The following is a 21,666-nucleotide window of genomic DNA, read 5'->3' on the forward strand; positions in this document are numbered from 1 at the left end:
CTATTATTAAACATTCCATTTAAACGCCCCTATCCATTGATTAGCGTTACCTATGAAATTTAGCAGCGATGAAATCGCATCGGTCTTGCAACAAGAGATCGAGCAATTTGACAATAAAATTGACGTTCGTGAAGTCGGTACCGTGTTGGAAGTCGGTGACGGCATCGCTCGAGTCTACGGACTATCCGGCGTGATGGCAGGAGAGATGGTCCAGTTTCCTAACGGGGCGATCGGCTTGGCCTTTAATCTGGAAGAAAACTCTGTTGGTGTCATCATCCTCGGCGACTTCTTGACGATCAAAGAAGGAGACGAGGTCAAGGCGTTGGGTGAACTGCTAAGCGTGCCTGCTGGTGATGCTGTGATGGGCCGCGTTCTTGATCCGCTCGGAAACCCGCTCGACGGGAAAGGCCCCGTTCAATCCGACATCACTCGCCCCGTCGAAGTGATTGCCACCGGCGTTGCCGAACGACAACCAGTTACCGAGCCATTGCAAACCGGAGTCAAAGCGATCGATGCGATGACCCCCATTGGACGCGGGCAACGAGAATTGATCATCGGTGACCGGAAAACGGGGAAAACGGCGATCGCGATCGATGCGATTTTGAACCAAAAAGATACCGGCGTTAAATGTTTCTACATTGCGATCGGGCAAAAGGATTCAGCGGTCGCCAGTATCGTCGAAGTGCTGACCCAAAAAGGGGCGATGGAATACACGTGTGTCATCGCTGCGGGTGCAAGTGCTCCTGCTCCGCTGCAATACATGGCCCCCTACGCTGGAACGGCGATGGCTGAGCACTTCATGTTCAATGGTGGCCATGCCTTAATCGTCTATGATGACTTGAGCAAGCAAGCGGTGGCGTATCGCCAGATGAGTTTGTTGATGCGACGCCCCCCCGGACGTGAAGCTTACCCAGGTGACGTCTTCTATTGCCACAGTCGATTGCTAGAACGATCCGCTAAATTGTCGGAAGAACTCGGGGGTGGTTCAATCACCAGTTTGCCAATCATCGAAACGCTCGAAGGCGAGGTGTCCGCCTACATTCCGACCAATGTGATTTCGATTACCGATGGCCAAATCTACTTGCAACCCGACTTGTTCTTTGCAGGGATCCGTCCGGCAATGAATGCAGGGATTTCGGTATCGCGAGTGGGGGGTGCAGCCCAGATCAAAGCGATGAAGAAAGTCGCCGGCGGCTTGCGTCTCGACTTGGCCGCCTTCCGTGCTCTCGAAGCGTTCGCACAACTTGGCACCGACCTCGATGCGGCAACACAAAGCCAACTCGATCGAGGTTACCGAATGGTGGAATTGCTCAAACAACCACAGTACCAACCGATGAAGATTTCCGAGCAAATCCTCAGTCTGTTTGCCGGGACACGTGGACACCTCGACGATGTGCCAATCAAGTCCGTCCCCCAGTGGGAGAAAGATTTCATTCAGTTTGTCAAAGACAAGCATGGTAAAATGCTTGATGATTTGGCCGAGAAGAAGGACTTGACCGATGAGATTGCCGAGCAAATTGTTGCGGTCATTACAGAATTCAAAGCGGGTTACAAGCCCGTTGAGGTTTAAACCCAAAACGGAAATGAGTCATCACGATGTCCAACCCTTTTTTGCCACCGAATGAGCCTGACGCAAACAAAGTAGAACCAACCGAACCATTGAGCGCCAACGAACCATTGAGCGCCAACGATGAGGATCGCAATTTGGCTTTGCTTGCGCACCTCAGTGGATGTGCGGGAGTGGTGATGGGCGGTTTTGTTGGGTTCATTGGGCCCCTCGTGGTTTACTTAATTTACAAAGACAAGTCTGCTTTTGTGGAGTCACAAGCGAAGGAAGCTCTGAACTTTCAAATCACCCTGCTGATTGTCGGTGTTGTGTGTGTTGTCATTTTCTTCGCTTCCTGTGGAACCTTGTTCCCACTATTGCTTGTGCCGTCGGTTTTGCAAATCGTGTTTGGAATCATTGCTGCGATCGCTGTCCGGGACGGGCAACCCTACCAATACCCGTTCAACCTTCGTTTGTTCCGATAATACAACCCTTTTTCGTCTATCAAGTTAGATCACTTTTCGTTTGAACTTTTATGGCCAACGCACGAGCACTCGATAAACGTCGCAAATCGATTCGCAACATTCGCAAGATTACGCGGACGATGGAATTGATTGCGACGGCGCGATACCGAAAGGCGATGGATCGTGCAAATTCCGCAACCGCTTATACACAACGGATCACCGAAATTGTGAACCGTTTAGCGGCCGCCGGCTTGGACGTCAAACATCCGCTGCTTGAACCTCGTACCGAGACTCATGCAGCGCGCGTGTTGGTGATGACCAGTAACCGGGGATTGTGCGGCGGTTACAACGGCAATGTGTTGCGCACAGCCGTTCCTATGATCCGCAAGCAACGAGAACAAATCGATTCGGTTGCGGTCGACGTCAGCGGGAAACGAGGCATCAGCGGAATGAAGTTTCGCGGCATCCAGATTGACGAAACCTACCTGGATTTCGAAGATCAACCGGCGTTTGCTGAAGTTGAGAAGATTGCTGATAAGTATTTGGCGATGTATATCAACGGCGAGTTAGACCGGCTTGATGTCGTTTACACGAAATTCATCAGTACAAGCCGGCAAGTCCCAACGGTCGAGACGCTGTTGCCGCTCGGTTCGCTCGGCGATGACGCAGACTCCGCAAGTCGCAGCGAAAATGATGCGGAAAACAAGGATGCTGCCCAGTACGAGTTTCTGCCTTCTGCCGAGAGCATTTTGGAAGAGGTCGTCCCGGCCAGCTTTAAGGTTCGACTGTTTAAGTGCTTCCTAGACGCAGCCGTTAGCGAACAGGTTTCGCGAATGATCGCGATGAAGGGAGCGACCGATAATGCGGGCGATATGATTAAGCAATTGTCGATGCAGTACAACCGCGCTCGTCAAAGCCAAATCACTGGCGAGATTATGGAAATCATCGGCGGTGTCGAAGCGCTTGAAGGCTAAGCGAACCTGACCTTAAACCTAAGATTCATCAAACTTTTTTTCAACCTCAAAATACAAAAACATGTCTACTGAAACCGCACAAGGCGCGATCGGCAAGGTTACTCAAGTCATTGGCTCAACCTTCGACGCTGAATTCCCCGAAGGCCAATTGCCCAAAATTTACAACGCCGTCGAGATCAAGAGCGAGCATAAAGGCGTCTCGGTCAACTTGGTAGGCGAGGTCCAGCAACATCTCGGCGGAGGCCGCATACGGGCGATCGCCCTCGGTAGTACCGATGGAATGATGCGTGGCATGGACGTTCATGACACCGGTAAACCTGTCACCGTCCCCGTCGGCGAAGCGACGCTTGGACGAGTCTTTAATGTGCTCGGTAACCCGATCGACAATCGTGGTGACGTCCAAGCGGACGACTATTGGCCCATTCACCGCCAAGCTCCTCCCGTCTCCGAATTGTCGACCAACACCGAAGTCTTCGAAACGGGGATCAAGGTTATCGACTTGTTAACTCCGTTTGTGCGTGGTGGTAAAGCAGGCCTATTCGGTGGTGCTGGATTGGGCAAAACGGTAATCCTAACCGAGCTGATCGCTCGAATCGCGAGTAGCCATGGTGGTTATTCGGTCTTCGCCGGAGTCGGTGAAAGAACTCGTGAAGGAACCGACCTGTGGCTCGAAATGCAAGAAACCGAAATTGGCCAAACCGGCCGTAAGGTGATTGAGCAAACGTGTATGGTATTCGGTCAAATGAACGAACCGCCTGGGTCGCGTCTGCGTGTCGCATTGTCCGCGTTGACGATGGCTGAATTCTTCCGCGACTCGACCGGTGCTGACACCCTGCTATTCGTCGATAACATTTTCCGTTTCTCCCAAGCGGGTTCGGAAGTGTCCGCGCTGCTTGGCCGGATGCCATCGGCGGTAGGTTATCAACCGACTTTGGCAACCGAAATGGGGGCTTTGCAAGAGCGAATCACGTCGACCAAAAAGGGCGCAATCACGTCGGTGCAAGCTGTTTATGTGCCTGCGGATGACCCGACGGACCCGGCTCCTGCAACGGCGTTTGGTCAACTCGATGCGTTCATTTACTTGGAACGATCGATTTCGGAAAAAGGTATCTATCCTGCGATCGACCCATTAGCTTCAAACTCACGTATTTTGGACCCACAATATGTCGGCGATCGTCACTACACGATTGCCCGCCGCGTCCAAACGATTCTACAGCGTTATCGCGAACTGCAAGACATTATCGCGATCCTTGGTGTCGACGAATTGAATGAAGAAGACAAGATGATCGTTCATCGTGCTCGTCGAATCGAACGCTTCTTGTCCCAACCTTTCTTGGTCGCAGAAGTGTTCACGGGCAAGGCCGGTGAAATCACATCGCTTGAAGATACGATCCGAAGCTTCGAAGAAATTTGTGACGGCAAATGGGATCATCTCCCCGAGCAAGCGTTCATGTATGTCGGCGTCATTGAGCAAGCCGAAGCCCAAGCCAAAAAAATGGGGTCAAAGTAAACGATGTCGATTCGATGTGTAGTGGTGACGCCTGAGAAGACGGAGTTCGACCGCGAAGCGGATTCCGTCGTGTTGCCAATGTTTGATGGTGAGTTAGGCGTGATGAAGGGGCATTCCCCATTCATCGGGCGTCTTGGCTATGGAACTCTCAAATTGGAGACCGCTGCCGGTCAACAACGGTACTTTATCGATGGCGGTTTCGCGCAAGTCGAAGACAACACTGTCAACGTCCTGACTTCCCGAGCAATCCCGGTCGACTTGCTTAGCAGCGAAGAAGCCCAATCCTCGCTCGACGAAGCGTTTGAACTGCCATCCGCAACGCCCGAACAAGTGGATCTGAAAGAGAATGCCGTTCGGCGAGCAAGAGGCAAGCTGCGAGCCTCGCGGTAAGCTTTCGCTTGGCTTGACGAGGAACAAAAAATGAGGCCCCCGGACCAGCTCGACGGCAGCAAAACAATTTGCAAGCCCATGAATCATCTGGGCTAGCGGGGAAGAAGAAAGCCAATCACCCGCAGGACGGTTTTGGCATCGTTGCTATTCTTTAACGGGTGACTGGCGTGAACACGCGCGGACGACGTCACTAACGACGGAAAAGACCGAAGCAGCAACGAGGTCGGCGTGGAACACAAACGGGTTCACAGCAAACGGGTTCACAGCAAACGGGTTCACAGCAAACGGGCTCACAGCAAACGGGCTCACAGCAAACGGGCTCACAGCAAACAGGCTCGCAGCAAACAGGCTCACAGCAAACCTCTACGCAGCAAACCTCCACACAGCATTGGTCGTTGCATCCGAATATGCGACTTAGAAAGCCGCCGGCGTCAGCGGTATCGGCTGTGGCAATACAGCTTGCGGCGACGACAGCACAACAAACAAACATTCGGCGAATCACGGTGCTATTCCTTCTAGCGAGTTGCTTCGAAAGTGGCAAAACACTATGCCACGTAACGCAGCCAGAATTAAGCAAGCGCGGTGCCACTGGCGAGACGGCGAAGGCGGATTCGGCTAAGCCAGTCCTAACCGCCATGGCAAAGCCACTAGAAGGCACAGTAGGACGGCTTAACGACCGTTAGTCAAGAAAGCGCGAGAGCACGTATGGGGACAAGACGTGCGGATGCGGCACATTTTGAAAAACTTGTGTTGAAGCGTCTCAGTCGACAAGCTTATCCTGGGGGGATACACCCTTCGTCTATCGCTATTTTAATACCGTCGCTTCCAAGATCGTAAAAAACGACAATGGATTAGCTTTATAGCAATGATCGACTTGGATAGGCAATTTGGCGATCACTTCACCGAGATCCAAATCAGTGCGCCAACCTAGGTGCTTCGTAATGTTTCCCGCTGAATCAACAACACGCGCGATCATGGGATTGTCACTACGGAAATGGTTGACCAACAGGATGCGACCGCCTGGTCGGCACACTCGAACCACTTCACTCATCATCGCGTGAGGGTCGGAAACCACACTGATCGTGTGGAACGATGTGACGACATCGAAGGAGTCATCGGCAAAGTTCAAGGACTCGGCATTCCCGGGCTCCACCTCAACATGGCTCCACTGTCGCTCTTCGATCAAATTCTGAGCTTCCTCGAGCATCTTTTCGGACAAATCAACACCGGTGAGCCGGATGTCTCGCGGATAGCAATCGAGAGAAAGGCCCGTGCCAACACCGACTTCCAAAATCTCTTTACCTGGCTCGATGTTTAGAGACGCAATCCCAATTCGAATGTTTCGCTTTGCAACCGCAGGCCAGACGTTTTGGTAGACCGGAACCAAATTCTTGTATAAACGACTGCGGTGTGGCTCAATCGATTTTTTTGCTTCAACAGCGGTTAAACTCATTAGTGTTAAAACCTTTAACTCAATCCTGCGTCTTACCCTCACCACTCGGCACATCCAAGTTATCGGGCAAGCTGTCACCTAAGCTTCGCATCTTTCCCGTTCAGGTCAATTGCATTCCCGAAACCGAAAATCCACCTAACCCATTGCTACAACTAGACTTGCCGCGAATTAAAGGAGTTGATTTCGGACGATTTCTACCGATTTATTACACGGCAAATACAAACGGAAAACCTAACCAATTTAGAACGGACGAAGTAACCACACCATCCTCGTGCTGCATCCATTTCAAAAATCAGGCTTGCTCGTTGTGGACGAGGTTACGAGTCCCTGACTCCACAGCGGTCCAAAAGGACTCGTTACCTCGTCCACTACCCTACAACGAGGCCTTGACGGGCCACCCTTTCGGTCGGCACCAAGGGCCCCAAAACAAACAGCAAACGGTAGTTGCTTCGAACCGAGCGGCGTCTCTGCCAGAAAATGGATTTTAGAATCCGTTTACGCGTCTTGGAGAGACTCGGCTAAGATAACTCGCTGGGGTTAAAGAGAGCCAAACATTCTGCGGTCGCAGCTTGGTCGACCAAGGCGACAACGATATCGCCGTGTTTCAACTTGTCGTCCGCTCGTGGTACACGAACAAATCCGTCACGTTGGATTGCGGCAATCAAGCAGCGTCCCGCCAAGGGGAGCTCTGCTAACGTTGCGGTCGTAACTCGCGTTCCTTCGACGACTTCGAGTTCATAAACGGTGATTTCACCGTTCGGCAACCGACATTGGCTGATCACGGCCCCTTCATTGAGAAACCCTAAGACCTGTCGGGCTAGCACGTCACGCTCACTGACGGCACGGTCGATACCCAACTTGCCGACCACATTTGCATAATCGGGTCGGCCGACAACACACATCACTCTGGCGGCCCCCAGCTCTCGCGCCTCCACGCCGGCCATGATGTTGCTTTCGTCATTCCCTGTACAGGCGACGAAGTAGTCGACAGTACCCGCACCCTCATCTTCTAGGATCGTGCGGCGATTCGCATTCGCCTGGATAACGGTTACATCGGGCAACAACTTCGACATTTGCAGGCATCGATCGGAGTCCTGTTCCAGGAGGACGATCCCATAATCGTTTGGATTGAGTGAACCAGCGAGGTGGTAGCCCGTTTCACCACCGCCAGCGATCATCACCCGTTTTCGTGAGCCACGCTCACGACTATCGCCGAACAACAAGCGTGCTTTTGCAACCGCGTCGGGCATTCCAACCAGACTAACACGATCACCTGCGTGGAGTTCATCCTCACCGCTAGCGATCCACATTCTGCCTTCGCGAGCGATCGAACCGATCCGCACACTGCCTGCAAGTTTTAGCTCTTTCAAGCGATGTCCTTCCGCAGCGGCTTTCTTGGAAACTTCCATCTCGTAGACTTGTAGTTGTCCGCGAGCAAAATGCTCGAGAGGAATGGCATCCGGATTACGGATTGCTCTGACCAACTCGAAAGCCGTCAATTGTTCCAAGCTTAAGATACTGTCGATATTAAAGTGACCTTGATAATCGAATGTACTCAAGTCTCGAAATGCGGGGGCATAGACGCGGGCAATACTACGGCGTGCCCCGAGAGCCTTGGCCATACTGGCGGCCACGATATTGACTTCGTCATCGCCGGTGACCGCCAAACAAATATCGGCGGAACAGACTCCAGCTTGAAACAACACGGTACTTTGCGACCCGCTACCTTCAATCGCACGCACGTCCAATTCACTATTGATCCGTCGAACATTATGCGGATCGATATCGACGACGGTAACGCTATGTCGCCGCCGGCACAACATGTCCGCAATCCAACGCCCAACGGTTCCCGCACCGAGTGTTAAAATGCGCACCTATACCATCCATTCAATGAAAAATAACGCAAATAGAATGATCGCCATGAACCCAGTAATCCAGCGTGCCGTCCCGAGGGCATGCTTCAAGATCAACGCATTGTCTTCGTGCCGGGTTGCACCAAAAACGACTGCGATCGAGATTACCAACGGCACAAAGTACAAAAGATAAGAAGGTGAAATCGATAAAGTGGCAAGTATGGTAAACATCAATCAAAAAGACCTTGTGGTAGAAAAAAACACCTTGTGGTAAAAGAAGTCGCCAAGACTTTCGGATCCTTAGATCGTATTCAAGTGCTTTGTCACCGTTTGATTTTCGACTTGGCAGAATCGTGGCTGGGGTATCTTGCCGCCGTAAACCACGGCTGGAAGCCACAGCCACGAAAGATTCTTACCCACATTCTTCCCTTCTTCGTTGTGACAAAGCACGAGGCCGCAGCGAAACACTTGACTCGCTACGCTACGCCTCCGAAACCGTTTCCTCTTCGTCATTCTTTTTTCGTTTCCCGCTTATGGGAACCGCTAACGGCCCCCCGTAAGCGTCGTAGATGACCAGGATGTTCAGCAAGCCTGCGATCACCGTATACCAAGTTCCCATTTCATAACCAGCACCATGCCGCGCGTACCAAGCGGAGACATCGTCAGCTTGATCATCAAGGACGGGCCGCGTCGGCGGCGCCATGAAGCCTCCCCAAAGAGGACGGTAGCTCTCGCGAGTGCGCCCGGTGCGGTAATCGGTATAATCGTTCATCCGTTTGCCTTGGATCAAAGCAGGAAGTGCCGCCGCACCGACGCCTGATTGTAGGATGTAATGCCAACGTTTATCACCAGGAAAGTTGGACGCGTAGACGACATGCCCACCGCCCAGTGCAAATCCCAACAACCAGGTCGTTAGAATACAAACACAAAACAATCCGGCTTTGGTCTTCCGGCCTTGGTAATAATGCCCTAGCCCAGGAACCAACCAAGCCAAAAAAGCGGCCAAAACCCGGTTTCGCAAATCGATCTCGATTCCATCGACTTCGATCAATGTCAGTTCGTCAGGGGGCATGAAGAGACTCTAGCTTTTGGAGAGAATGGAAACACATTTTTGGAAAAACGACGATCCAGCATCGTCACCCCATTGTGCTAGATAATCGGCTCAAGCGGTAGCCCAATCCCTCCGGTGTATACGGACCTGCCTACGAAGGAAGCGTTGGCTTCGAATCGAATGGCCGAATCGTCACCAAATTCGCATTCGCTTACAGACGCCGGTGGCCCCGCCGGTCACGGCGCACTCACCCAACCCGCTCGCCAACTTCTCGCCGCGGCTGCAAAAGGTGACACGGTTCTCGCCCAATAGTGTTTCGATCGAGTTCAGGGCATTCGCTAGCGAATGGTGATCCCCACCGATTCTGCGACCCTACCAGCCAAAATAATCGATAAAGTCCATCATAAAGGTCTGGCTACTTGTGAAGACTACGAAGGATAAAGGCATTCAATGCGAATTCTGTAAGCAAGAGTTGGCTTGGAATGATTTCGTAAAACCATAAAGTAGTTAAAAATGAGTATCGATCTTCCTGCAATCGATTCACCTCCGCCGGTCACGACCAAAACACCTAGCGTCAACCGAGCGAGTGTTAGTCCCCGATCGTTACCTGGAAAGTTGATGATCGTCGACGACGAGATTGCCAACGTCTTGATCGTAAAAAAATATCTTGAACGGGCGGGCTATCGTTCTTTTGAAACGACGACCGATTCATCCGCAGCCTTGCGAATCTTGAAAGTAGCCCAGCCAGATATCCTGTTACTCGACATCAACATGCCCAACGTCGATGGTGTCGAGATTCTGCGTGGCGTCCGCAGCGAACCCAAATCCCGCCATCTTCCCGTGTTGATTCTGACCGCCAATACGGATGAACGAATCAAACGGATTTGCTTAGAATTGGGAGCGACCGACTTTCTAATCAAACCAGTCGATCCGATGGATTTAGTCCCTCGTGTTCGAAATTCACTACAAATGAAATCGTATCATGATCGACTACAACATCATGCAGCCGAGCTTGAATTGAAGGTTGAGCAACGCACCCGTGAATTGGAATCTTCGCGCCGTGAAGTCGTATTCTGTTTGGCCCGAGCGGCGGAGTTACGTGACAACGACACAGGAAACCACGTCATCCGCGTGGGACAGTTCGCGGGCTTGATTGCGAAGGCAATGAGTTTGCCGGATTGGTATGTCCGTGACATTGAAATGGCAGCCCAGTTGCATGACGTAGGCAAAATCGCGATCCCTGATGCCATCCTGCTTAAACCGGGTAAGTTGGAACCGGAAGAGTTTGAGATCATTCAGAACCACGTCAAGTACGGCCACCGAATTATCGAACCTCACGGTGCATCGGATGCACGGTTGATGAGACGACACATCGAATACGGTTCCGAGATGCTCCGCAACGGTAGTGCCCTCATGAAACTTGCAGCGAGTATTGCGCAAACGCATCATGAACGCTATGACGGCACCGGCTATCCGTTGGGTTTAGCGGGAGAAGACATTCCACTCGAAGGACGAATCACAGCCGTTGCGGATGTGTTTGACGCACTTTCTGCAGAACGACCTTATAAGAAAGCATTGCCAAGAGAGAAATGCTTTTCCATCCTCGAAGAAGGACGCGGCACCCACTTCGACCCCATCGTCCTCGATGCGTTCTTTGCATCGACGAAAGAAATTGTTCGTGTCCAGCTCGATTTCATGGATCACGTTGCATCCGCTTCAACCCTCTAGAGCAATATCGATCTTTCCCATTCAAGGATTTGTAAGCAGCGACTTTTCATTCGAATACTTCGTCCATAATTCATCCAACCGCAAAGTGATTTGCGATTCATCACCGATGACTAACCAATAGCAATAGCGATAGGTTGATTTGGGACCAAACAAAACGCGGTCAATCGGAGCGATGTGCATGCAGGGACCATCGGTAGGGTCACTGCTGAGACCATCCCCGTGTGGGCCAAAATTCCAACTCGCTCTGGAGCTGGGTGAGAAGACGGCGACACCTTGTCCCGACGCTTCGAAGACTGCCATCGCCTTGCGTGGCGGATTGGCGTGACCCCACGGGGGGCCAGGCACCTGATGCTCCAGTCGCCATTTGCCTTCGCCAAGATAAGTCTTCACGGTCTTGAAATTCCGGGTAAAATAACAGGCCGGTATCTCTTGCGGACGGTTGGTGGCCTGCCCCCAGCGATCGCCGTTGCTGCGCGCTGCTTGAAGTTCGCATTCGACACGAACCACGCTTGGCATGTTTCGCTCAAACGTCGTCCATTGCCGCATCACCGCTTCTGCCTCTTCGTTTGGCATGTCCCAAAGCTTTGGAATGGTCTCCGAATACAAAGTATTTTCGTTCTTCTCAAAAACGGTCACGCGTGCCCATGACCCCTTTTTGCCCCCATTGCCAACGCCACCGCCTTGGATGGGATTCCATGTCCAAGGACTCCATGATTTATGTTGCCCCTCGGCAGTACGATCAAGCCGTTTACCCGCGTAATACGATTGCTGAATCAGTCGCCCAGGGTCAGCAATGTTGACGATATTTTTCGTATACGCATGCGATGACAACCAAGTGATCGCACCGCCTTTTTGTCGATCGATGCCAATCTTAACGGATCCATCGTCGATCGTCAGTAAATCAGCTGCTGGCAATGCCCCCACGACCGGCGCTGCTGTCGTTAAGCCGCAACAAAACAGGATCGTCACGAATAGTCGCTTGCCCATTGGGATTTGATACCTCCTATTGCCAGTGCGGCCGTCATAGGTGAGCAGCAGCTAATCGTTTTTGCTTCGCCAAAATCGCTGTGCGGATTGTGGAGCATCGTAGCGGCGTATCTCCGAGACGCCGAACCATGCAACTCTCGAAGGGACTCGCCTACCATTTCATACAAAATGTTCATTCGAACGCCAGCAACGCATGTCGCATCGAATCGTTCTCGCGTGGGAAAGGTGAATCTCGCTGAACTTTATCGCTGCGACGTTCGACGGCTAGACGTTTGCTTGGACGCATTGAACGCCGTTGGGCGAATCGTCTGCGTTTGAGGGCGACGGGCCTCGTCGCTGAAGGGGTCCGATAAACTATCGAACAACGAACCACCCCCCGAATCCCCGTTTTCCTGCCTTTGATTCGGCACAGGAGTTTGGATGCGAGGCTCACTCATGTGCATCGGCGTCCGCGGAGCGGATTGCATCGGAGCGGATTGCATCGGAGCGGATTGCATCGGAACATTGGATGGAGATGAAGGATACGACGGTCGGGATTCATACGATGGACGTGGTGACGTTTGATGGGGTGTAACAACCGGCGGCGGTGGAACAGATTGTGATGAGTGCGAATCAAAAGATTGCGAATTCGACATCATCGGGACAGGGTTTGGAATCGCCATCATCGATTCATAATAAGGGGATGCATCACAACCGCTGTCGCATCCGACGTGGCTCGATTTGCATTTGTCGAGTCCTAGCACTTTCTCGATACCGCCTGCCAACGCATCAAGCGTACGAAAAATCGGATTGTGATTCTTCGTCACCCCCCCGCCATCACAGGAATGGCAACCACACGGATCACTCATCACGACTTCGCCCATGCCACATGTGTTGCAGCCACAGTCGGATGCCAGTACTGGCGTGCAGGAAAAAGAGAGTCCGGCTGAAAGAGTAGCGGCAAATGTAAACCGTAGTAAAATTCGAGGACGACGGCGTGAGACGCTAAAAGCTGATTGATTCATTCGGATAAACCTTTCGAGGGATCGTGTTGCTAGGGATATCGGCCCGGCAGAACCGGAATGACCAAAAGAATCCGAAAGAGTGGAAATGTCTACTCGAATTGCCTAGATTACCCAAGCCGTCAGCCCTTTATTGAAATTCGGCTCTTGACATTTCCAGGATTTAAACGATTGTTTGAAACAGTTGTTTAACTTTTGGCTTTTTGAAGTTGCGTGGTCTATTGGCAAATCTCGAATCCACATCAGAACTTGATACGCGTACCCGATTGCTGGACGCTGCGGGACCGATTTTCGCCCGCCGCGGGTTCAGTCGTGCTACGGTTCGGGAGATTTGTTCGGCGGCCAATGTCAATATTGCCTCGGTGGGTTATTATTTCGGCGATAAATTGGGGCTTTATCGGCAAGTTATCGCGGAGGTACACCTTCAGCGTGAACAAAGGTTCCCAATTCCTGACCCCAAACGATCGGGATCAGGTGGTGGGCCAGTACAAAATGGGCCAGAACAAAATGGGCCAGAACGATCGCGTGAAGAATTGTATTGCCTCATCCATACGCTATTGTCACGGATGCTGGCTCCTGGAGAAGACACTTGGGAGTTGGATTTACTGATGCGAGAAATGCAAAATCCAACTTCGGTCCTCGAGGACCTGGTTCGCGATTTCTTCGAGCCAATGCTGGTGCGACTAAAAAAGGTGATTCGGCAGTTAATTGGTGTGAACGCGACTTCGATCGAAGTGGAACAATTGGCCCTCAGCGCGGTTGGTCAATGCCTCTATTATCGAGTCGGGCGCAGCGTGGTGAGAATACTGATTTCGGAAACAGATCGAGCCAACGCCTACAACATCGACTCATTAAGTCGGCACGTGACCGCCGTCATCGTCGCGGCCACCGAAGAGGAAGCATTGTTGAAGCAAAAAAAACAGATTCCCTATTATTAACCCGAATGTCCTTTTGTCTGAGCTCAAAGCTTACAAACCAACAGAAAATCAATTGATGGATACACCTGCTAAATCGGAACCCGCGCCGTCGAAACGGCGTCACCATGGCGTTGGCCATCGGTTTGAAACACGTTCTCGATGGGTCTTGTTTAACTTTTTGATTCCATTTGCGATGGTCGCGTCGGCCGTCGCGGCAGTGTTTGCGCTCGGTTCGGTCCAGCCGTCCGAACGCCCCACGGCGGACGCGAGTTTTGCAGGCCGGATGCAAGCTTTGATGCCGGTAAGGGTAGAACAAATCAAATCGCTAGCTGCTTTCGACGAGCCATTACAACTGAAAGTCGACGGAACCGTCGTTCCCTTTCGCGAAGTGACAATCGCTACAGAAGTCGCTGGACGGATACTCTTCAAATCGGAGGGATGCGAAGCAGGAGCATCGGTAAAAAAAGGAGACCTGCTCGTTAAAATCGATCCGACCGATTACGAACTGGAAGCCCAGCGTTTAACTCGTTTACAAGAGCAAGAGTACGAGGCGCTTGGCGAAATCGACCAGGAAATGATTAACGTCAAACGCTTGATCGAAGTGGCCAAGCAGGATGAACAACTTCAGCAACGTGAAGTCGATCGACTGCGAACAATGCCAGGTGGTTATGCGAGTGAGGGGGAAATCGACAAAGCAAAACGAGCATTGCTGCAATCCACTCAAGCCCGATTGGGAAATGAAAATCAACTCGAATTGCTTCGCAAACGCCGATCACGACTCGAAGCAGCAGAGCGGCTCGCTCAAGCACAATTGGCGATTGCCAACCAAAATGTGAAGCGAACTGAAATCCGCAGTCCCATCGACGGTGTCATCGTCAGCGAAGATGCCGAGCTCAACTCGTTTGTCGCACGTGGTAATCCGATCGTGACGATCGAAGACACGACCAAGGTCGAGGTCGCAACGAGTTTGCGAATGGACCAACTGTACTGGGTCTTGGATCAAGTCGATGCGTCCGAGCGGGAAGCGGATCACGGCTACGAACTTCCCGAAACTCCGGCGATCGTCGAATTCGAAATTTCGGGCCGCGAGGGCAAAAAGTACCAGTGGGATGCAAAACTACTCAGCTACGACGGCATCGGTCTGGATCCCAACACACGAACCGTTCCAGTACGCATCGTGGTCGATAACCCACAACAATTTCGCAAAGCAAACGTTATCAAGAGCAGCGATGGCGAAACGACGTCGGTGACCCACGTTCATACCGCTGGACCAACCACTCTCGTTCGAGGCATGTTTGTCACTGTCAAACTTCTCATTCGACCCCAAACGCCATTGGTCGTGATTCCCGCAGAAGGGCTAAAACCAGGCAATCGGGTTTGGGAATTCGTCCCAGATCCGTCTGTGCTAGATTTGCCGCCGATAGCGGAAGAGACCCCAGTCAATCCTGTCAAAGCGGAAGGCAAAGGAGAACGGCTCGAAACGGATGCATCCGATAGAGAAGCTTCCGAAAAAGACCAAGAACGATTCAATCCCGATGATTGGCAAGCCGGACGGGTGGTCAATCGAAATGCGATCTATCCAGTCGACTCGTTGTCGATCAACGTCGCATTGGACCAGCGAAGATGGTGGGTATGCGAAGTACAAGACCAATCGATGTCGGCAGGCGCGTATGTTGTTGTCTCTCCAATCGGTAATCCGGATGGTGATTCCATAGCAGCCCGCATTCAACGAGAAGTATCGATCGCACGTCGCAGTCAACAAGTGGCCAAGTCGGAATCGGCGGAGGCCTCTCAATGAAAAGTGTCATTCGTTGGGCAATCACGAACACGCCTGGAATGAACGTCCTGGTCTTGGCCTTGGTTTTGGTCGGTGCGATTTCGTTTTCCAGAATGCGGCGTGAGGTCTTCCCCGAGTTTGAACTCGAGGTCGTGATGGTCACCGTCCCCTATCCTGGCGCTACGCCCAAGGATACCGAGGAAGCGGTTTGCCAGAAAATTGAAGAGAGTATCAGCTCGATCGATGGGATCAAGAAAGTTACGTCCATCGCCCAAGAGGGTGCCGGATACGTGTTGGCCGAACTCCGAAGTGACATCAAAGATGTTCAAAAAGTGATGGCGGAAATCGACCGTGAAGTCGCTCGAATCCCCAGTTTTCCTGTCTTGGCGGAAGATCCACAAGTCCAACAGATCACGTTCCGCGAAGCCGCCATTCGAATCGGTATCGTCGGACCAGACGATCGAACACGTCAAGGCGAACTGCGACTTCGTGAGGTCGCCGAAGAGGTTCGCGACGACGTCCTACAAATTCCCGCCGTTTCATCCGCGTCGATGATGGGGACACGAGATTACCAAATCGATGTGGAAATCCCAGAATCAACGCTCCGCAGCTACGGTTTGTCGCTCCAACGGGTCGCCAGCATCCTTCGAGCTCGAAACGTGGAACTTCCCGGCGGACAATTGAAATCCGAAGGCCAAGAGATCTTACTGAGAGCGAAAAATAAAGGTCGCATCGGCGAAGAGATCGCACGCTTGCCGTTGCTTACACAGCCCAACGGCGTCGTCTTAACGGTTGCCGATTTGGGAAACGTTCGCGATGAGTTCGCTGACGTAACCGCGGTCGGGGAAATCAATGGTGAACCAGCCATCATCGTCAATGTCGAAAGAACCAAGAGCGAGGATTTGCTCGCCATGGTCGATGCCGTGCGAGCCTATGTCGCACAGAAGGAATTGCCCGAAGGCTACCGTTTCGAACTTTGGGGCGATAGCAGCACCGACGTACGCGACCGCATGGCTCTCTTGATGCGAAATGGTACGCAAGGACTTCTGCTCGTCTTTCTTGTTCTGGCGTTGTTCCTGGAAACCCGTTTGGCTTTTTGGGTGGCAATGGGAATACCAATTTCCATCATGGGCGCTGGAGCACTCTTGGCTTGGGGTGACCAATCACTCAATATGCTTAGCCTCTTCTCTTTTTTGGTAGCTCTCGGTATCGTTGTTGACGATGCGATCGTTATTGGTGAGAACATTTATTCGCATCAACAGATGGGAAAGCCGCTAATGCAAGCGGCCGTTGACGGATCGATCGAAGTATTGCCGAGCGTGACCGCATCGGTCACGACCACGATTATCGCCTTCTCACCCATGTTTTTTGTATCGGGTGTGATGGGCAAGTTTATGGCCGTGATCCCCTTCGCTGTGATCGCGATGCTGCTCATCTCGCTTTGGGAAGGCTGTTTTGTATTGCCCTGTCACTTGGCTCATCGCCACCACGGATTCTTTCGACTCTTGGCGATCATTACCTATCCGCTCAGGCCTCTCGGCATTCTCCTGGAATGGGCAAGCCGCCTTGCCTGCCGAGCGATGGATTGGGTTTGCGAGCGAATGTACTTGCCGACCCTAAGATTTGGTTTACGCCACCCACCGTTCATGATCGCGACTGCAATCGCGTTATTCTTGGTGACGATCGGTATGATTCGTGGCGGTGTCGTCCAAAGTGTTCTGTTCCCCAAGTCAGACAATAACTACTTGCAGGCCACGATCACCTTCCCCGACGGAACGCCTGCATCGGAGACCGAGCGGGCAACAAGGATCATGGAAAAGGCGATCCGCCGTGTCAGCCAACAAATTGCAGCGGAGCAGCCAGAGGTTTACAACGATACGCTGGCGGAGGACAAAGGGCCCGTTCGCTTGACCTACCGAGAACTTGGAAAAATCACAAATACCCAAGGGCCGATGGGCGGATCGGGCGGTGGGGGCAGCAACGTTGGACAAATTTTTGTCGAGCTGTTCGATACCGAGATCCGCGAAACACATAGCGATCAACTATTGGCCCTTTGGCGAAAAGAAGCAGGAGAATTTGCGGGAGTCGAAAAGGTTACCTATGGAACCGTCGGCGTCGGCCCAGGCGGCAAGCCGATCGAATTCAAACTGTTGGCGCCAAGTGATGATGTCGATCAATTGTTGGCCGCTACGGAAGTGGTCAAAAAGCGACTCGCACTGTTCGATGGCGTTTTCGACATCTCCGATGACAATACACCTGGTAAATGGGAGTTTCAATTCCGCGTCAAAGATCGCGCCCTGGCCACCGGCGTGACGCCAACCGATCTGGGTGAAACCGTTCGCAATACCTACTTTGGCGCCGAAGTGATGCGACTCCAACGAGGACGCCATGAAGTCAAATTGATGGTCAGGCATCCAGAGGAAGAACGCAACAATTTGGTCAATTTTCGCGAAATCCGAATTCGTACCGCCGATGGTCGGGTGCGACCGATCACCGAGTTGGCCGACATCCATTTGGAAAGAGGTTTTTCAGAGATAAACCGTGTCGACCAAATGCGATCGATTACCATCTCCGCCGATTTGGACGAGACAACGGCCAATGCTGATCTAATCATCGATGAACTACAACGTGATTTTATCCCAGATCTCCAAAAGGATTATCCCGCGATCGCACTGCGGTTCGAAGGACAACAGGAACAGAGCCGAGAATCCGTGGGCAGCTTGAAAATCGGCTTCGGCATCGCGCTGGTTTGTATGTACGTGTTATTGGTCTTACAGTTCCGAAGCTACGTCCAACCACTTTTGATTATGGCCATCATACCGTTCGGCATGATCGGTGCCGTATGGGGTCATGCGGTGCTAGGACTACCACTCACTCTCTTTAGCATGTTCGGATTGGTTGCCTTGGCAGGCGTCGTCGTCAACGATTCGATTGTTTTGATCGACTTTATCAACGTACGAGTCCGTGATGGCTTGAAACCTCGCCACGCACTACTCGATGCAGGCGAACGGCGTTTTCGTCCGATTCTACTAACGAGCATGACGACAATCGCTGGCTTGTTGCCACTGCTAATGGAAAAGTCGTTTCAAGCACAATTGCTCATTCCGATGGCCGCCAGCTTAGCATTCGGATTAATGCTGGCCACCGTTTTGGTCTTGATTCTCATCCCCGTGTTCTATCTGATCTACATTCGGATCATCGAGGTGTTCGGTCATACGCTGGTCGAAAATGATTAGATATCGGTATCTGCACGCATAGGACACAGATGACAAAAGTCGCCGATTAGCTAGCCCGAATTAATCACGAGCCTTCTGATTTGAGAACGTTTGACAAAAACTTGGGTGAGATTCGCAGGGCGGCTCTGACAGATTGAGGCACGATGGCCACGGAGTCAATCACAACACCATTCACATTTGAGTTCCTTGATACGGTTTTCGACGTATCGTTTTCGAGAGTTGGATTTTGCGGATCGTTTGTTCTTTTTCGATGTGCTGGTATCCCGCGATGATCCCGAAGATGCGTTGACGAACGATCGACAGAGCGGTGTGAGTGGGGTCGGACCGCGGGTCGGAGATGAGGTTCGCCAGGGATTTTGTCCAGCCGAGTTTTTGATCGATCTGATAAAAGGCGATCAGTCCGCCATCGGAGGATAGATTCTCCTCGACTTGCTCAAATTCGATCGGTTTATTGTCCCAAAAGCCGAAGACAAATTGCTGCGCAGACTGTAAACTCATGAAGGGTCTTCCTTGTTTGTCGAAAGTGCTTGGTTGTTAAACACTTAGACGCAAGAAAGGCCCTTTTTGTTTGGTGTCTCGTGAATAATCCGGGCTAGCAACCGCGATGCTCTTTGATCGCAAATGGCAGAGCAGTTTGGTAGCGATTGTTGCCGTCTCATTCGGACAGAAAAGAAGCTAGCAAGCCGCTGCATCCGCTTCTTGCTGCTCGCCACACGCAGAATGTTCCGCCCGCTACCTTCTTTTTCATTGAGGCGTAGAAGTAGATTCGTTACTCGTCGTCGTAGGTAAAATGGTTATATTGACAGGAACAAGTTCATGGATATCCACGAACACGACCAGATCATTTCCTTCCAGTTTACGGTTGATCCCCGCTCGATAGTTGTCATGAACCTTTCCATTGACGAGAATCCGTGCTCCAGCTGCATGCCAATTTTTAATAGAGAACGCAGGGTTCAAGACAGGAGATTCTTTGCTCCCGCCTAGGTTTATCTCAGCCTTCGCAGCTTTGCCTGAGGTGTTTTCCAACGGATAGCATCGTTGGCTACGATCATATCCATTGGAGACAAACTCAGGTCCTGTGGATAACTCGGCCGGATAGGCCCATGAGCGGCCGAAACCAATCAGTTCGCTCATTTCCATCGTATTCATTCCGTAGAGGGCGTTCCAGGAAAGACGACTTCCGTGCTCATGGATAACCGGCTTGGAACAAGGTGAACTAGAGATGTGAGATGGGCGGTCGAAAGTCTTGGTCCATCTTCCGTCGCATCGGGCTTGGTTAACGGGAAAGTGGTTATACCCGCCGTCGATCCATCTTACCGACATTCGGTTTTCGGGTTCAAAGCAGATGTACGGCTTGTTCTGCGACTTGAAATTGAATTGTTGGACCGTATAGTTTCCTGGCCAGTCCGCCGGTTGTTGACGGAGGTCAACCGAAACCGCTGTTGTGTTGTACTCATAGTCAGCCACATGCACATAGTCTTTTTCAAGGAGATCCTCATTCCGTTGTCCCGGCTGAGTCACAGGCAACGATTCCTGGAGCTGGAGTGCTCTGCCGGTGGTCCCCTTGTTCCACGACACTTTTCTGACTGCGGATCCATCGGGATAGATGTAGTAATACTCATCTACCCAACATTCCCATCCGGTTTTCGGGTCGGGTAACCATGTACTGCCATGTGAACTTACCGGCGCATATCTCCAATGAACCACGGCTCTGGCGTCATTATTTTCAATGATCCGAACATGCGAAAAACGACAATGACGGTCCTGCATATGTTCGAAACAGCCCTCGATGTCGTTTGCGCCCGTGCCCCATGTTTCGAGGCTCTGGTCAGTCATCCAATTTTCATTTTCGGAAACCCAACAGGGTCCATATCGAACGCCTCGCCAGAAAACTAATTTGCAAGGATTGTTATCGAAGCAAACAACAACATCAGGATCCTCATCGACGGGCCAGAGATTATCCCATCCATCGTAGTATTTCAGCTTCGTGTAAAACGCCCCAAAATGGTCTGGATGTTGTTCGATTGTCGGCAGCCTTCGAACCGGAATGTCTGGCGAGTTGGCCGTGCAGTTTGAAAAAGCGATTTTGATCTGCTCTGCCGTTCGGGCTTTGTCGAACACCATGATTTCATCAATAATCCCATCGAGGCCATAGAAATCTGGCATGGTGCCCCACGTTCTAATCGTATCGCTTGGCCTTCTGGGGGCAGCCACCATACCGATAATGCAATTTATCTTTTTGGGATAGGTCAGTGAACCCTTGATGGCGACAGTGCATAACGCTTCACCATTCACATACAATGTCATCTCTTTCTCTGCCGTGTAGACGGCCGCAATATGCATCCATTTTCGGAGAGGCATTGTCTCGTTGGCACTGGTACAGGATATCCATTGTTCGTTGATGGCGGTCTCAAAGGAAACTTGGCCGTAGGGTCCGATCAGGAGACGATAGCCCTTTACTTCATCCGATTCGGTAGTGATCAGCGGACACCAATTCAATGGATATTCACCCAATGAAACCCATGCCTCTATTGTGAACTCATTGCCTAGTCGTGTCGTGTCTTCTGCTTCACGGATAACGCGGGTCGTGAAACCATCCAATCGCAGACCTTTGCCGTCAACACCGGCTGCCTCTTCAAAATTACCTTCAATGTCATCTGCGATGCCCGTTGACAATTCGATCGCCTGCCCATTCTTTATGGTTTCAAAATCCCATTTCATGACAGGTGTCTGAGCCATTGCCACAGTTGCGTTAGACAGAAATAACAATAAGTAAACG

18 protein-coding genes are annotated in these 21,666 nt (G+C 51.7%); 10 read left to right on the top strand and 8 right to left on the bottom strand.

The features are described 5' to 3' along the window. Positions 1 to 52: 52 nt before the first annotated feature. The 5 genes from atpA (at position 53) to atpC (ending at position 4,884) form a co-directional block, all read left to right on the top strand. Entirely contained in the window at positions 53 to 1,570 is a 1,518-nt protein-coding gene (atpA, locus tag Q31b_RS21230) for a F0F1 ATP synthase subunit alpha (RefSeq protein ID WP_146601665.1), read from the top strand. A 26-nt stretch (positions 1,571 to 1,596) separates the two neighbouring features. Next, positions 1,597 to 2,031, top strand: a complete 435-nt coding sequence (locus Q31b_RS21235; RefSeq protein ID WP_146601666.1) for a DUF4870 domain-containing protein — start codon at positions 1,597 to 1,599, stop codon at positions 2,029 to 2,031. A gap of 50 nt (positions 2,032 to 2,081) precedes the next feature. Continuing rightward, positions 2,082 to 2,984: an ATP synthase F1 subunit gamma gene (atpG, locus tag Q31b_RS21240; RefSeq protein ID WP_146601667.1), complete on the top strand. Its 903-nt coding sequence runs from the start codon at positions 2,082 to 2,084 to the stop codon at positions 2,982 to 2,984. A 61-nt stretch (positions 2,985 to 3,045) separates the two neighbouring features. Further along, on the top strand, positions 3,046 to 4,494 hold the full coding sequence (gene atpD, locus Q31b_RS21245; protein ID WP_146601668.1) for a F0F1 ATP synthase subunit beta: 1,449 nt from the start codon (positions 3,046 to 3,048) through the stop codon (positions 4,492 to 4,494). A 3-nt stretch (positions 4,495 to 4,497) separates the two neighbouring features. Further along, a complete protein-coding gene (gene atpC / locus Q31b_RS21250) occupies positions 4,498 to 4,884 on the top strand; it encodes an ATP synthase F1 subunit epsilon (RefSeq protein WP_146601669.1) in 387 nt (128 codons plus the stop codon). An 805-nt stretch (positions 4,885 to 5,689) separates the two neighbouring features. Here atpC and Q31b_RS21260 read toward each other — a convergent pair. From Q31b_RS21260 to Q31b_RS21275, 4 genes are all read right to left on the bottom strand, one after another. After that, positions 5,690 to 6,337 (bottom strand): class I SAM-dependent methyltransferase, encoded by a 648-nt coding sequence (locus tag Q31b_RS21260; protein WP_231617738.1) that lies wholly within the window; start codon positions 6,335 to 6,337, stop codon positions 5,690 to 5,692. Between the two features lie 518 nt (positions 6,338 to 6,855). Next, positions 6,856 to 8,211: a Trk system potassium transporter TrkA gene (gene trkA, locus Q31b_RS21265; RefSeq protein WP_146601670.1), complete on the bottom strand. Its 1,356-nt coding sequence runs from the start codon at positions 8,209 to 8,211 to the stop codon at positions 6,856 to 6,858. Further along, positions 8,212 to 8,421: a hypothetical protein gene (locus Q31b_RS21270; protein WP_146601671.1), complete on the bottom strand. Its 210-nt coding sequence runs from the start codon at positions 8,419 to 8,421 to the stop codon at positions 8,212 to 8,214. It abuts the gene before it with no gap. 250 nt (positions 8,422 to 8,671) lie between these two features. Beyond that, entirely contained in the window at positions 8,672 to 9,262 is a 591-nt protein-coding gene (locus tag Q31b_RS21275) for a DUF6677 family protein (RefSeq protein WP_231617739.1), read from the bottom strand. A 144-nt stretch (positions 9,263 to 9,406) separates the two neighbouring features. Here Q31b_RS21275 and Q31b_RS28535 point away from each other — a divergent pair, with 144 nt between their 5' ends. Together Q31b_RS28535 and Q31b_RS21280 are read left to right on the top strand one after the other, a co-directional pair. Beyond that, positions 9,407 to 9,553: a hypothetical protein gene (locus tag Q31b_RS28535; protein WP_197171993.1), complete on the top strand. Its 147-nt coding sequence runs from the start codon at positions 9,407 to 9,409 to the stop codon at positions 9,551 to 9,553. A 201-nt stretch (positions 9,554 to 9,754) separates the two neighbouring features. After that, complete coding sequence (locus Q31b_RS21280) at positions 9,755 to 10,969, top strand: HD-GYP domain-containing protein (RefSeq protein WP_146601672.1); 1,215 nt, start codon at positions 9,755 to 9,757, stop codon at positions 10,967 to 10,969. A gap of 21 nt (positions 10,970 to 10,990) precedes the next feature. Here the strand turns inward: Q31b_RS21280 and Q31b_RS21285 are convergent, their stop codons facing one another. Both Q31b_RS21285 and Q31b_RS21290 read right to left on the bottom strand, forming a co-directional pair. After that, positions 10,991 to 11,956, bottom strand: a complete 966-nt coding sequence (locus Q31b_RS21285; protein WP_231617740.1) for a hypothetical protein — start codon at positions 11,954 to 11,956, stop codon at positions 10,991 to 10,993. 242 nt (positions 11,957 to 12,198) lie between these two features. Next, entirely contained in the window at positions 12,199 to 12,960 is a 762-nt protein-coding gene (locus tag Q31b_RS21290; RefSeq protein ID WP_146601673.1) for a hypothetical protein, read from the bottom strand. A 218-nt stretch (positions 12,961 to 13,178) separates the two neighbouring features. On the opposite strand from Q31b_RS21290, the gene Q31b_RS21295 reads away from it, so the two are divergent. Genes Q31b_RS21295 through Q31b_RS21305 form a run of 3 tightly spaced genes read left to right on the top strand, consistent with a single transcriptional unit; the run spans position 13,179 to position 18,887 of the window. Next, positions 13,179 to 13,895 carry a CerR family C-terminal domain-containing protein gene (locus tag Q31b_RS21295; protein WP_146601674.1) on the top strand — a complete coding sequence of 239 codons (717 nt, stop codon included), beginning with the start codon at positions 13,179 to 13,181 and terminating at the stop codon, positions 13,893 to 13,895. Positions 13,896 to 13,950: 55 nt separating this feature from the next. Next, positions 13,951 to 15,672, top strand: a complete 1,722-nt coding sequence (locus Q31b_RS21300; protein WP_146601675.1) for an efflux RND transporter periplasmic adaptor subunit — start codon at positions 13,951 to 13,953, stop codon at positions 15,670 to 15,672. Then, the gene (locus tag Q31b_RS21305; RefSeq protein WP_146601676.1) at positions 15,669 to 18,887 is read left to right on the top strand and encodes an efflux RND transporter permease subunit; all 3,219 of its coding nucleotides are present in this window, start codon (positions 15,669 to 15,671) and stop codon (positions 18,885 to 18,887) included. The genes Q31b_RS21300 and Q31b_RS21305 overlap by 4 nt, the downstream gene beginning before the upstream one ends. 171 nt (positions 18,888 to 19,058) lie before the next feature. Here the strand turns inward: Q31b_RS21305 and Q31b_RS21310 are convergent, their stop codons facing one another. Beyond that, positions 19,059 to 19,385, bottom strand: coding sequence for a transposase (locus Q31b_RS21310; protein ID WP_146601677.1), 327 nt, complete (start codon positions 19,383 to 19,385; stop codon positions 19,059 to 19,061). Positions 19,386 to 19,631: 246 nt separating this feature from the next. Further along, positions 19,632 to 21,626, bottom strand: a complete 1,995-nt coding sequence (locus Q31b_RS21315) for a LamG domain-containing protein (RefSeq protein ID WP_197171995.1) — start codon at positions 21,624 to 21,626, stop codon at positions 19,632 to 19,634. Between the last annotated feature and the right edge of the window lie 40 nt (positions 21,627 to 21,666).

This window comes from Novipirellula aureliae, assembly GCF_007860185.1.
Classification (GTDB): Bacteria; Planctomycetota; Planctomycetia; order Pirellulales; family Pirellulaceae; genus Novipirellula_A; species Novipirellula_A aureliae.

Bases quoted from the DNA above. Each gene is read 5' to 3' on its own strand.
- atpG (WP_146601667.1), top strand. From the start codon at position 2,082: ATGGCCAACGCACGAGCACTCGATAAACGTCGCAAATCGATTCGCAAC.
- Q31b_RS21290 (WP_146601673.1), bottom strand. From the start codon at position 12,960: ATGAATCAATCAGCTTTTAGCGTCTCACGCCGTCGTCCTCGAATTTTA.
- Q31b_RS21280 (WP_146601672.1), top strand. From the start codon at position 9,755: ATGAGTATCGATCTTCCTGCAATCGATTCACCTCCGCCGGTCACGACC.
- atpC (WP_146601669.1), top strand. From the start codon at position 4,498: ATGTCGATTCGATGTGTAGTGGTGACGCCTGAGAAGACGGAGTTCGAC.
- Q31b_RS21300 (WP_146601675.1), top strand. From the start codon at position 13,951: ATGGATACACCTGCTAAATCGGAACCCGCGCCGTCGAAACGGCGTCAC.
- Q31b_RS21310 (WP_146601677.1), bottom strand. From the start codon at position 19,385: ATGAGTTTACAGTCTGCGCAGCAATTTGTCTTCGGCTTTTGGGACAAT.
- Q31b_RS21260 (WP_231617738.1), bottom strand. From the start codon at position 6,337: ATGAGTTTAACCGCTGTTGAAGCAAAAAAATCGATTGAGCCACACCGC.
- Q31b_RS21305 (WP_146601676.1), top strand. From the start codon at position 15,669: ATGAAAAGTGTCATTCGTTGGGCAATCACGAACACGCCTGGAATGAAC.
- Q31b_RS21315 (WP_197171995.1), bottom strand. From the start codon at position 21,626: ATGGCTCAGACACCTGTCATGAAATGGGATTTTGAAACCATAAAGAAT.
- atpD (WP_146601668.1), top strand. From the start codon at position 3,046: ATGTCTACTGAAACCGCACAAGGCGCGATCGGCAAGGTTACTCAAGTC.
- atpA (WP_146601665.1), top strand. From the start codon at position 53: ATGAAATTTAGCAGCGATGAAATCGCATCGGTCTTGCAACAAGAGATC.
- Q31b_RS21270 (WP_146601671.1), bottom strand. From the start codon at position 8,421: ATGTTTACCATACTTGCCACTTTATCGATTTCACCTTCTTATCTTTTG.
- Q31b_RS21285 (WP_231617740.1), bottom strand. From the start codon at position 11,956: ATGGGCAAGCGACTATTCGTGACGATCCTGTTTTGTTGCGGCTTAACG.
- Q31b_RS21275 (WP_231617739.1), bottom strand. From the start codon at position 9,262: ATGCCCCCTGACGAACTGACATTGATCGAAGTCGATGGAATCGAGATC.
- Q31b_RS21235 (WP_146601666.1), top strand. From the start codon at position 1,597: ATGTCCAACCCTTTTTTGCCACCGAATGAGCCTGACGCAAACAAAGTA.